Here is an 11,302-nt window from a genome sequence, read left to right as displayed (position 1 = left end):
GACAGGTTCAAAAGAAGTATCCTTATCAATTCGCTAACATTTTATCATTTCCCTCCATGTCAAAGGACTTATTTACAAAGGCGTTTTAATGCCGGTCTCTTGTTTTTTCATCGATATTAGGCCTTCATACCTGCCACCAATGTTCTTACTCCTTGATTGTAAATGGGGAGCGTCCTCTCCAAAAGTGAATCGATGGATTCCAGACTGCCATTATAGGTGTGGACGAATCCCTGCATGTAATAAAATAAAATGCGCGCACGATTGAGCGCCGCTTCAGCGTCGGCAGCAGAACCCTTGTCATCCACCACATTGTCCAGCGCCTTAATCAGATGGCCGAATATACGGTTGCGGATCTGATTCACTTCGAGCTCGGGCTCCGGCTCATCCACCCTGCCGCTTCCCGATGTGGTCAGAACATTGAAGAAGCTGCCGTTGCTCAGGCAAAACACAGCATATTCCTGGCAGGCGCCAATCAATTTGTCCAGCGGGGCTGCGTTCGCGTCTCCCAGCCTCTCCAGCATCCGGCCTTCCATCTCCGCAAGCGGCGGGATAGCGATCTGCTGCAGCAGATCCTCTTTATTCTTGAAATACAAATAGATCGCGGTATGCGAGCAGCCTGCCTCCTTGGCTATCTCGCGCATCGTTACCGACGGATAGCCTTTCTCTGCAAATAGCCGAGCAGCGGAATGACGGATAGCCTGCTTCATTTCCTCAGTCAGCATTTTTCGTCTTGTCGTCATGACTTTGACACCTCTTGTTTCGTTGTTTGGAGTTTTAAATAACCATTGGTTACATAATAACCGCCGGTTAATTCCGCGTCAAGTCAAACGAAGGGTTGAAAACGGAACCTGTGTGGTTGGTTGGGTCGCTCATAAGAGAAGCTTGAGGAAGCCATCATCAGGAGCTTGAATTCTGTATGCAACAAAAAAAGCGGCCAGCATTGGCCGCCTTTCCATCATAGGTTATTTTAGGAAGTAAATTCTTGCACCCATTCGCCATTGTAATAAGCAACGCCGATTTTTTTGTAATTCGCACCCAGAATGTTGGCTTTGTGGCCTGGGCTGTTCATCCATGCAGTCATAACTTCCTGAGGTGTACGTTGGCCTTTGGCAATGTTTTCACCCGCATAGTTATAAGATACGCCAAATTGTTTCATCATATCAAACGGGGAACCATAGGTTGGCGAGTTGTGATCAAAATAATTGTTGTCATACATGTCTTTCGCTTTGGCAGTCGCCACTTTAGTCAGCAGAGCATCGGATTGCAGTGAAGATAAGCCTGCTTTGCTGCGCTCCTGGTTGACGAGCGTTACAACCTGGGAAGCAAATTCGCTTTGCGATACTGTTCCGGGATCTGTGGTTGAGCCGCCGTTTGCCGGTGCGCTGCCGCCAGTTGAAGGCGTGCCGCTGCCGCCGTTTGCCGGAGTTCCGCTGCCGCCGCCAGTTGAAGGCATACCGCTGCCGCTATTAGCAGGAGCACCTGAACCATTCCCGTATCCGCCATTAACCGGAATTTTAATGATCATGCCGGGGAAAATATTATTGCCGTTACCCAGGGAAGGGTTGGATTGCAGCAGCTTGCCGAGATCGATACCATATTGCTGCGCAAGTTTCGAAAGTGTATCGTTAATGTTTATATTATACGTTTTTGTTGGGGCTGTATTTGCAGAAGCTGCACTGACCTGCTGCAAGCCTGCTCCCCCTCCAAGTACAATTACACTTGCTGCAAGAACACTTGCTATTCCCACTCGAATTGGTCTTATTTTCATGAATTTATTTCCTCCTCGTTGGTTTTGGGTTTTGCCGGTTTCTCCCGACGCCACTCATGTTAACATAGGAAAAATCGTTATTCATGCCTCAAAATTTGGCATCAGCCGCAAATGTCTCTCATAATTCGCTCCCTGATGTAAGCGTATCGCTTGGGACGCCTGAATAAAGCATTTCCCGAATTTCTAATAATAAAAAAAGAAGAGACACATGATTATGCGTCTCTTCTCCCTGTTTTCCGCCGCTATTTGTCCCAAACCGATCATGCCCTTAATTAGCCGCAGAACGCAGAAAGCCGGGCAGACGGATAAAAGCGACTGCAAGACCGATTGCTCCAAACGTGAGCAAAATCAGTACAGCTCCAGCTACATCGCCAATATGTGCGCCATGCGCAATAATGTCCACCAGCGAATGCTGCGCCCAATACTGCGGTGTAAAATGGCCAATGGTCTGGATCGAATCCGGCAGCATGTATGATGGTGTCCACAGACCGCCTACCAGAGCGCCTCCCATGGAAATAAGCTGGGTAATGACCATAGCGGCTCCTTCGCCCGGAACAATGAAGGAAAGGCCAAGTCCAAGACCTGTTCCGGCAATACTAAGTCCCAGTACAATTAATGCGAGTGCCGACAAATCGCCAAGACTCAAGTCATAAACAAAATGGCCGAAGGTAAACAGAACCACGCATTGTGCAGCCACGGTGAGGACAAAGGGAATCCACATTCCAAGCAAATACTGCAGCGGCTTGATACTCGTGCTGCGGATACGCGACAGAAGTCCGGTCTTCTTCTCCTCAAAGAACCGGCGGCTCATCGTAATCATAATAAAGAACACGAACATGACGGTCATCCCCGGAACCACCTGGTCGATATAATTAAAAACATCCGAGGTTGTGGGCACAGCTTCGACTGTTACCGGGGAGGCAAGCGCCTGCTTGGCCTGTTCCTCCGTATCTCCCATCCGGATCAGCGTATCATTTAGCTTCTGTTCCCTGTACTTGCCTGTAAGGTTCTCCAGTATCGCTGTTATCGGGGCATTGGAGATAGCGGATGCGGGATCCTCGTACATCTTAATTCCAGCCGTCTGCCCCTCATTGATAGCCTGCTCGAAGCCTTCGGGCACAACCAGCAGAGCCGTATACTGCCCCTGACGGATCTTGTCAATTCCTTCATTCAGGCTATCCGGATCTTCCGCCGTCACATCCATAATCGTTCCCATCTGCTTCATGAATGTCTGCGAAGCATCGCTCTGATCCAGATCGACGGCGTGGACGGAAACTTGCGAGGAGCTTCCCGAACTGCTGAAGACGGACCCAAACATGACGATAAACAGCGCCGGCATCAGCAGCAGGAAGAAAAAGCTGCGCTTATCCTTGCGGATCAATTTCAATTCCTTCATAATGATGGATTTCATCTGAAAATCTCCCTTCTGTATCCTTACGGCTTCTAGTCTCTCAGCGCGGTGCCGGTGACCGTCAGAAATACGCTCTCCAGCGACGGCCTGACAACCTCAAGCTGCTTGACATCCCACTGGCTCCGTGCCGCTGTACTCAAAAGCCGCTGCATCACTCCCGCCACATGCTCCGTATCCAGTATCCAGCCCGAGCCTTCCTTGCGCGTTTGAGTAACCTGCGGATCAACGGGAGGAGCCGTCAACCCGGCGGCTTCCAGATAAATGGATTTGCGCCCGTATTGCTCGAGAAGCTCGCCAAGCGATCCGCTTGCTTTGACGGCTCCCTGATCCATAATGGCGACCTGATCGCAGAGAACCTCAACCTCCTCCATGTAGTGGGTGGAGTAAATAATTGTTACCCCGTCCTTGTTGAGCTCGCGGATCATTTCGAAAATATGATTGCGGGACTGCGGATCAATGCCTACCGTCGGCTCATCCAGGATCAGCAGCTTCGGCCGGTGCAGCATGGCTGCCGCAATATTAATGCGTCGCTTCATACCGCCGGAGAAGGTCTGCACTTCATCTCTGGCCCGGTCAATCAGCCCGGTTTTCTCGAGGATCTCCTGAATACGGCGTTTAAGCTCATTTCCGTGAACACCATATGCCTGGCCAAAAAACTCAAGATTATCGTAAGCGCTCAGCTTCTCATACAGGGTTATTTCCTGAGGAACATAACCAATGTATTTGGAAACCGCATCAATATCATTGGTAATATCTCTGCCGAACAGGCTCACACTCCCCTTGTCCGCCTTTACGATTCCGGTCAAAATCTTCATGGTGGTCGATTTGCCTGCTCCGTTGGGACCAAGAAACCCGAATGAAGTGCCGGCCTGAAGCGAGAAGGTCACATTCGACAGTGCCTGTTTCTTGCCGTATGCCTTTTGCAGACCTGTGACCTCCAGCAGAAGTTCCCGGCTTTCGGGCCGTTTACTATCGGATGGCCGCCGGTTTTCCGTCATTGTTTCCATCTTCATTTCATTCCCTTCTTTGTTGAATATGTCTTTAGGCTAATTTTCTATCAAGCAGATAGGCGCATAATCGAATGACGAGGTAAGCGGCCGGCAGGCTGACGATCATCGCTGCTAGCACCTCCCATGGAAACGGAAACCAAACCACTGCCGTATCTCCGTTAAGCTGATCAAATACCGGGCCCATTTTGGAGAACAACAGGCCTCCGCCTCCCATGAATATTACCCAGAGCAGAGGAGTAATCGGCCGCCAATGCGTGTATGCAACCGCTGCTGTCAGGAAACCGATGGATAGAACAAAGGGGCCAAATCCAATAATAAGTACAAACCAGTTTAGCCCTACAAGCAGGAATGCGGACAAATCGCTCATGGTATAACTGTTCAAAATCAGCACGATACAAGAAGCATATAGGGATGCTGCTGCATAAAAGCCTGCAATAGCCATCAATGTCCGCAGCGCTGCACCGCTCCACTTGGCGCCAACGAGCGTAAGCCGCGAATACGGAAGCGTCAGCCACCAGCCGCTGGTCTCGTTCTCCCACTCCCGCTTCAGAATGCCATGGCCGGTGAAGAACAGCATATAGGGAAAACCGATAGTGACAAACCATAAACTGAGCAGCTTTAAGGAATGGTCCATTGCAAAATAAGTCAGCGTGCCCAGAACGATGATCAGGACGACTGCGCCGTAGATGCCGGCCCATTTTCTGCTCAGAGGGGAACGGTTCAGGCGCTTGCCGCTTCCCTTTACTTTGAATTCATGACGCATCAGCGCCCAAAAGGTACCGGATGTTTTCAACGTATCCCCTCCTTCTTGTACAATGTGCGAAAAACGTGGTGCAGGGAGCCGTATTCAGCCCGCAGGTCCTCCGTATCGCCTGTCCAGATCGCCTGCCCCTTGTTCATCATGATCGTGTAATCAAACAGGCCCTCGACTTCTTGAATGTCATGCGTGCTGATCAATATGGATTGCTCGCGCTCCTCCAGGTAATCGATAATGCCCGAGATAATCGCCTCTCTGGAGATCACGTCGATACCGGCGAACGGTTCATCCAGAATAATAAGCGGCACCTTGCGCGCCATGCATAGAATAAGCATCACCCTGGCTTCCTGCCCCCGGCTCATGCCGCTGATTCTCATGTCCAGCTCGATGTCCATAAATTCGGCAAAGGATCTGGCAGCGGCCATATCAAATCCTGGCAGGAAGGATTGCCCCCATTCAAAAGCCTTGAGTGTTGTATGAAACGGATACCACCGGGCCCGGTCAGGCAAATAGGCGATATCTTTGTTGATACGCCAGCCGGGTGTTTGTCCAAGCACCCTGATTTCTCCCTGATCGGGCTGTACAAGGCCTGTTATAGTCCGGAACAGGGTGGATTTGCCGCAGCCGTTGGGACCGAGAACTCCAACGATTTTCCCGGCAGGAACCGACAGACTTACGCCGCTCAGCGCCTTCTTGTCGCCGTACTGCTTCGATAACTGCTTGCAGACTATAATCGGCTCACTCATGTCCGGTTCCCTCCTTCCTTGTTGATTTGTTTATTGTGCACATAAGTTTCTATATCCGACCAGCTGAATCCCAGGCTCTCCATCTGAGACAGAAAGGAATCGATATACCTGGCTGAAAGATCCGTCCGAAAGGTCTGCACGCGCTCGGTCGAGGAAGTGACGTAGGTTCCTTGTCCCCGCCGCTTCTCCGTCAAACCGTCCCGCTCCAGCTCCTGATATGCGCGCATCACCGTGTTCGGATTCATCCGCAATTGCTGCGCCAGATCGCGCACCGATGGCATTTTGTCTCCCAATCCAATCTCTCCTTTGGCAATTGAGCTTCGCACCTGATCCAATACCTGTTCATATAGAGGTTGACTAAAATCGATCTGAAACCGCAATGTGCCAACCTGCTGTTCTTCCATGGATGTTCCTCCCTGTCCCTGCCGCCTTCTGCTTTCAATATTAAGTGTATTATATCACTTAATACACTTAATGCAAGTGAGCACATAATCAATACTCAAGAAAGTCGCTTAAAAGCTGAAAAAAAACACTTCCGCAGCTGCCTGTGCGAAAGTGTTTTAAATGCCTTGAAAAGATAAAAGCAGTCCTGCCCCTCAGGAAGAACCGGCTGTCGCCGTCCTTTAGGCGGCTGGGCCAAGCTTCTTCCCTCAGAAATATAAGCAAAGTATGGAGAAACTTTATACTTTCTTATATTTCAAGTAAAGAGACGGGGACTGCTTATTCAGCTCATTTATTGCTGGAATGAAATCACATACGTATGGAAGACTACTTTATTCTCTTCCATAACTGCTGAAGAGGTGAGCAATTTATCGCCCGACGGGCTCCAGCGCAGGGTGCCGGATGCGTTTCTGGAATCGACCGAAATCGGTGTCGTCTTGCCGGATACGCTATCCGCCACGAATACTCCGTTTATGCCGTCGCCCTGGGAGTTAACAATGTATGCAAGCTTCGTCCCATCAGGCGACCAGCTCATGCCGAAAACCTGCGTTGCTTTCACCAGCGTCCATTTCTTTTTGAGGGAAGAATCTGTAATGGTCAGCTCCATCTCCGTCTCCGATGTCCGTTTGACCAGAGCGGTCTGCTTGTTGTCGGGGGTGGGAACGAACCAGATGACTTTGCTGTCGAGCACGGTTTGTTTATCGGTCAGCGTATCATACGCATGCAGCTTATCCTGCATAGAGGTATAATAGACGGTCGATCCGCGCTGGGTCGCATTCATGATGGAGAAATCATCCTTCATCGGCAGGACGGTTGTCGTATTGCCTTTTACATCCGCCGTTACGATGCTGCCGGTAATCAGGGAGAAGATCACCCGTTCGTTGTCGATCCATTCTCCATCATTGGCATGAAGTTCTCCCTCGCCTGTCTGAACCGACTCGCGCGTAGCCATATCCATAATGTAGCCTGTTGCGGTATCCTCGGAATTTTTCTTATAAAACAAATACTTCTTGTCCGCCGACAGCAGCGCGAAGCTTTGATTGTCCTGCTCCTCGGACAGCGCTTCATCCTCCTGGTCCGCCGCAGCCAGATCCCGTATATAGAGATTGCGGGGGTAGCGCTGCTCGCCTTCAATCGTAACCGGCTTCATGTTCAAATTCTCTTTATCGACAATAATCTTGTCTTCGCTGAGCCAGTCCAGGCCATGAATGCCCTTCAGCTCATCGATCTTGGACACTTCCATCTGCTGGTCTGCTCGAGCAGGAGCTTCATCCACAACGGTGATTGTTTTATCCGGTTTCTTGATGACCTCTCGTCCTGCAGCCGTGCTCCCGTCGTATCCCGCTCCGCTGCCGCAGGCGGATAACACAACGAGCATGCCGGCCAAAGTGATCGCAGCCGCAGCCGCCCTTTTTTGTTTCTTCTTGTTTGCAACCATCACAGGGTGCCTCCCATTCAATCATTTAAGAGGAATCGGCCTTCATCAGCCTTTTCCTTTGCATATCCATCGTACAAAATGAATTTCTCGACAATATTCCGGTCTTGTTTCAAGCTTGTAAAGGTTTCACGGTTCCAGGAGACGCGAGCGGAAACTCGACTTTGAATATCGAACCGGACCCGGATGGCGGCTGCTCAAGCGTGATGCTGCCGTGCTGTACCTCGACCAGCCTTTTCACGAGCGACAGTCCAAGTCCGGTTCCCCCTGTAAGGCGCGCCCTGTCTTTGCTGACCGTGAAGAACGGCTCGAACAGCTTCACGACAGCCTCAGGCGGTATGCCGATCCCCGTATCACGAAACATGATGACCGCTTTATCCCCTTCGACACTGCAGGAGACGTGAACCGTGCCTCCCTTTATGTTGTATTTGATTGCATTATCAAGCAGATTCATGAAGATATGCATCAGGCTCTCGCGGTCGACACGAACCTGCGCCGGCTTGATATCCGTTTCTATCCGAATGCCGAATTGAACTGCCTTCCCCCGCATCCGGCTGCATACCTCTTCCAGCGATTCGCGGACATCAAGGCGTTCCGCGTTCAGTCCGAACTCATACTGCTCCAGCGCCGACAGATGCAGCACCTTCTCCACCATTTCCAGCAGCCGGTCGGCTTCCTTGCGGATATTCTCCCTCGCTTCGTCCAGCAGCGCCGGGTCATCCCGGTACATATCCAGCAGATCGGAATAAGCAATGATCGATGTGAGCGGTGTCTTGAATTCGTGGCTGATGTTTCCGATAAATTGTTTCTGCCGCGCGAAGCTTTGCTCGATTTCCCGGCTCATATAGGTAATCCCCTCGCTGAGCTCGCCAAGCTCGTCTCTGCGCCGAACAGGCGAATCTTTAATAAAATGGCCGTCCCTGATCTGATCGGCGGCAGATCTGAGCTTGCGCAGCGAACCGGTGACGCGGGAAACGTACAGAAATCCAATCAGAAAGCTGACTGCCAGCGCTGCAAGTCCAATATTGCGCAGAGAACGCTGCAGCCTGGCGTAATAATCCTGATCGGCCTGCAGGGAGGTCTCCAGCTGTACAATGCCCACCTGGCCGACCGACCAGACTAGCGGCGCCATATAAACAAGCGAATTGCCGGAAACCTGGTAGACGGTCCTGCCTTTCTTCGCATATTCCAGAATATCTTCGATTGAAGGCGTCGTCGACAACGGTTGGGAATTGCCAATTTCCATGCCTTTGGCGTCATACAGCACAATATGCGCATTGCCCAGCAGGCTGCTGAGATCCGAAGCCAGCTCCGGTCCCCTGCGCCGGAAAAAAGTATTCACATCATCCTGCGCGTCCGCACTGAGATACATCTGCCGCACGCGCAAATTAGCCAGGTCACTGCGCTGCTTCATCGTTGCTTCTACCCTGCTCATTTGTTCCTTCTCAATTTCCCGCAGCACAAGCCAGCCAAGCATCAAGACTGTCGCAGCAAGCAGAATGGCCAGGCCGATCGTAAACCGCCATTTCAGGCTGAAAGGGGTTCTTCTTCGCAGCTTCAGCCCCTCCTCCCTGTCTGGCTGCGTCTTCCGTTTCATCAGGACAGCTCCCGCAGCGCTTTATAGCCGATGCCGTACACGGTCTGCAGCAAATTCTGGTAAGGCTCGCCGAGCTTCTTGCGCAACCGCTGCATATGGATATCCACCGTACGGGTTCCCCCCGCGTAATCGATGCTCCAGACGAGATCAAGCAGCTCGTCGCGCGTATATACCCGCTCGGGATGTGTAAGCAGGAGTGCGATCAAATCGAACTCCTTGGGGGTCAGATCGATCGCCTTGCCCTTCAATTGAAGGACTCTGTTCGGAATGTTCATCCGCAGTTCCGCTATCTCGATTTGCTGTGGCTCATCCTCCGTCCGGTTCTCCATACGCCGGATCAATGCTTTGACACGCGCCACCAGCTCGCGCAGATCAAAGGGTTTGGTCATATAATCATCCGCGCCCAGCTCAAGGCCGATGACTTTGTCGACAATATCGTTTTTGACAGTCAGCATAATAATGCCAAGACCGCTGCGGTTCTCCAGCTTGCGGCACACATCGTATCCGTTCAGCTTGGGCATCATGACATCAAGAACCATCACATCCGGTTTGAAGGAAGCAGCTTTCCTGAGCGCCTCTTCGCCGTCATAGGCAATATCCACGTTGTAGCCTTCCCGCCGGAAGGCGTAGGCAATTGCCCCTGCGATGCTTTGTTCGTCGTCCACAACGAGAATTTTCTTCTCCATTTTCCGTATCACCCTATTCTTAATCTATTACAGGCTTATATCCCCGGCATATCTGACATGTTTCCAACTCGTAAACGAAGCATTCACAAATATATGGAAAATGCCATCCCCCGATGCAGGGGATTGGCATTTGTACGGACCATTCAAATAAAGTTCTCAGAAATCATCATATACAAAATCAAGGCTGTCGGCTTTCTTCAAATTACAGTCCGCACAAGCGCACACGCAGTTCAAGGGCGAGGACAATCCTCCCTTGGACTTGGGCATCACATGATCGATGGTATCGCCATAGCGGCCGCAATAACGGCAAACATAATTGTCCCGCTGCAGAACGAGAAGACGAAAATCCGTCTTCGAATACAGCTTGTGAATCTGGCCGGGACTTATGATGCCCGCCGCGCCTTCCTTCACCATTGTTATCGCCATTTCCAGCGGAATGTCCGTCGACCAGCGCTTGCCGGTCTCGCGGCGGCCACGCAGACGGATCAGACCCGTTCCCCTGTCGTTCAGAATCGACGTATCGTATTTGAAGGGGCCTTTGAACGGAACGATTCTTTTACTTGGCGGACGCGGTTCCGCCTGAGGAGAATTAGCGCTCTGGCCCGCTTTGGCTGAGCGGCGGCGGCGTTTGCGTCCGCGCGGTCTTCGTTTGCGTTTGGGCGCAAGCTCATCCACCGCAGCTGCCGGTGCGGGATGAGCTTCAATAATGGGAAGAGCGGAGGAGATACTCTCCTTGCCCAGGACCTGAACCTGGCTTGACCCGTTGACTGAAGTCAGGCTAACTGGAGCGGGATCCGCATGGGTTACGCCAACTGCAGCGGAATCCGCACGCTTTGATGTATGGGTTACGCCAACTGCAGCGGAATCCGCGCGCTCGGATGCCTTCATTCGTCCATCTGCTGCTCGATCAGGACCTGCAGACGCAATTGTCTCAGTGCCTTTATGCCCGCCCGATTTTCGCCGGCCGCGCTTGCGGCGCTTGCGCTTTTGCGGGGGAGCGTCCTCTTCAGCCGCAGATGCGCCGTCACCCGTTTCAAGCTGCAGCGCTTGCATTTGCGGCTCTGCGGGGTAACTGATCTTCTTTTTATCCGGCTGATCAGGCCAGATCACAGCTTTCACAGCGGCAGCGGATGGCGCTTGTTCCGTTATCGTTGTTTTCACTGCTGGTACAATTGCAGGTTCAATTGAGCCGCCTGTCCGGCTGTGCGCCGTCTCCCGCTGGCGCTTGCGCATACAAGAGCGGCAGGTTCCGCGCCGGCTGATGCCGGAGGAGCGCTTGCTATAAGCGGTAAGGGGCTTCTCAACTCCGCATGCCGCGCATTTTTTCACATCCATGGTTGTAAGTTCTCTCCGTTCATCATACAAGAAGAAACGGCCGGCGCCAGTATTTTCAGCGTCATGGCCACGTTCCTTCCATCAGAAATATAAGCAGGGCAAGGCTGGATTCTACA

At 51.8% G+C, this 11,302-nt stretch carries 11 protein-coding genes; all 11 read right to left on the bottom strand.

The window, feature by feature from the left end:
- Positions 1 to 116 precede the first annotated feature (116 nt).
- Complete coding sequence (locus AC0YOA_RS05840; RefSeq protein ID WP_475785844.1) at positions 117 to 740, bottom strand: TetR/AcrR family transcriptional regulator; 624 nt, start codon at positions 738 to 740, stop codon at positions 117 to 119.
- 227 nt (positions 741 to 967) lie between these two features.
- Positions 968 to 1,768 (bottom strand): CAP domain-containing protein, encoded by an 801-nt coding sequence (locus AC0YOA_RS05835; protein ID WP_475785843.1) that lies wholly within the window; start codon positions 1,766 to 1,768, stop codon positions 968 to 970.
- 268 nt (positions 1,769 to 2,036) lie between these two features.
- A complete protein-coding gene (locus AC0YOA_RS05830; protein WP_475785842.1) occupies positions 2,037 to 3,179 on the bottom strand; it encodes an ABC transporter permease in 1,143 nt (380 codons plus the stop codon).
- 32 nt (positions 3,180 to 3,211) lie between these two features.
- Complete coding sequence (locus tag AC0YOA_RS05825) at positions 3,212 to 4,192, bottom strand: ABC transporter ATP-binding protein (protein ID WP_475785841.1); 981 nt, start codon at positions 4,190 to 4,192, stop codon at positions 3,212 to 3,214.
- A 28-nt stretch (positions 4,193 to 4,220) separates the two neighbouring features.
- Positions 4,221 to 4,982, bottom strand: coding sequence for an ABC-2 transporter permease (locus AC0YOA_RS05820; protein ID WP_475785840.1), 762 nt, complete (start codon positions 4,980 to 4,982; stop codon positions 4,221 to 4,223).
- Complete coding sequence (locus AC0YOA_RS05815) at positions 4,979 to 5,692, bottom strand: ABC transporter ATP-binding protein (protein WP_475785839.1); 714 nt, start codon at positions 5,690 to 5,692, stop codon at positions 4,979 to 4,981. Before AC0YOA_RS05815 ends, AC0YOA_RS05820 begins: the two co-directional genes overlap by 4 nt.
- Positions 5,689 to 6,096, bottom strand: coding sequence for a GntR family transcriptional regulator (locus AC0YOA_RS05810; RefSeq protein ID WP_475785838.1), 408 nt, complete (start codon positions 6,094 to 6,096; stop codon positions 5,689 to 5,691). The genes AC0YOA_RS05815 and AC0YOA_RS05810 overlap by 4 nt, the downstream gene beginning before the upstream one ends.
- A 329-nt stretch (positions 6,097 to 6,425) precedes the next feature.
- Positions 6,426 to 7,571 (bottom strand): hypothetical protein, encoded by a 1,146-nt coding sequence (locus tag AC0YOA_RS05805; RefSeq protein ID WP_475785837.1) that lies wholly within the window; start codon positions 7,569 to 7,571, stop codon positions 6,426 to 6,428.
- 109 nt (positions 7,572 to 7,680) lie between these two features.
- A complete protein-coding gene (locus tag AC0YOA_RS05800; RefSeq protein ID WP_475785836.1) occupies positions 7,681 to 9,165 on the bottom strand; it encodes a sensor histidine kinase in 1,485 nt (494 codons plus the stop codon).
- On the bottom strand, positions 9,165 to 9,851 hold the full coding sequence (locus tag AC0YOA_RS05795; RefSeq protein ID WP_475785835.1) for a response regulator transcription factor: 687 nt from the start codon (positions 9,849 to 9,851) through the stop codon (positions 9,165 to 9,167). Before AC0YOA_RS05795 ends, AC0YOA_RS05800 begins: the two co-directional genes overlap by 1 nt.
- Before the next feature lie 156 nt (positions 9,852 to 10,007).
- Positions 10,008 to 11,186 carry an HNH endonuclease gene (locus AC0YOA_RS05790; protein WP_475785834.1) on the bottom strand — a complete coding sequence of 393 codons (1,179 nt, stop codon included), beginning with the start codon at positions 11,184 to 11,186 and terminating at the stop codon, positions 10,008 to 10,010.
- Positions 11,187 to 11,302 lie beyond the last annotated feature (116 nt).

The organism is Paenibacillus sp. JT22N12 (assembly GCF_056269365.1).
This window is presented reverse-complemented; position numbering and strand designations above follow the sequence as displayed.

Coding starts and splice junctions, on each gene's coding strand:
- AC0YOA_RS05815 (WP_475785839.1), bottom strand. CDS start 5,692: ATGAGTGAGCCGATTATAGTCTGCAAGCAGTTATCGAAGCAGTACGGC.
- AC0YOA_RS05790 (WP_475785834.1), bottom strand. CDS start 11,186: ATGGATGTGAAAAAATGCGCGGCATGCGGAGTTGAGAAGCCCCTTACC.
- AC0YOA_RS05840 (WP_475785844.1), bottom strand. CDS start 740: ATGACGACAAGACGAAAAATGCTGACTGAGGAAATGAAGCAGGCTATC.
- AC0YOA_RS05795 (WP_475785835.1), bottom strand. CDS start 9,851: ATGGAGAAGAAAATTCTCGTTGTGGACGACGAACAAAGCATCGCAGGG.
- AC0YOA_RS05810 (WP_475785838.1), bottom strand. CDS start 6,096: ATGGAAGAACAGCAGGTTGGCACATTGCGGTTTCAGATCGATTTTAGT.
- AC0YOA_RS05800 (WP_475785836.1), bottom strand. CDS start 9,165: ATGAAACGGAAGACGCAGCCAGACAGGGAGGAGGGGCTGAAGCTGCGA.
- AC0YOA_RS05830 (WP_475785842.1), bottom strand. CDS start 3,179: ATGAAATCCATCATTATGAAGGAATTGAAATTGATCCGCAAGGATAAG.
- AC0YOA_RS05825 (WP_475785841.1), bottom strand. CDS start 4,192: ATGAAGATGGAAACAATGACGGAAAACCGGCGGCCATCCGATAGTAAA.
- AC0YOA_RS05835 (WP_475785843.1), bottom strand. CDS start 1,768: ATGAAAATAAGACCAATTCGAGTGGGAATAGCAAGTGTTCTTGCAGCA.
- AC0YOA_RS05805 (WP_475785837.1), bottom strand. CDS start 7,571: ATGGTTGCAAACAAGAAGAAACAAAAAAGGGCGGCTGCGGCTGCGATC.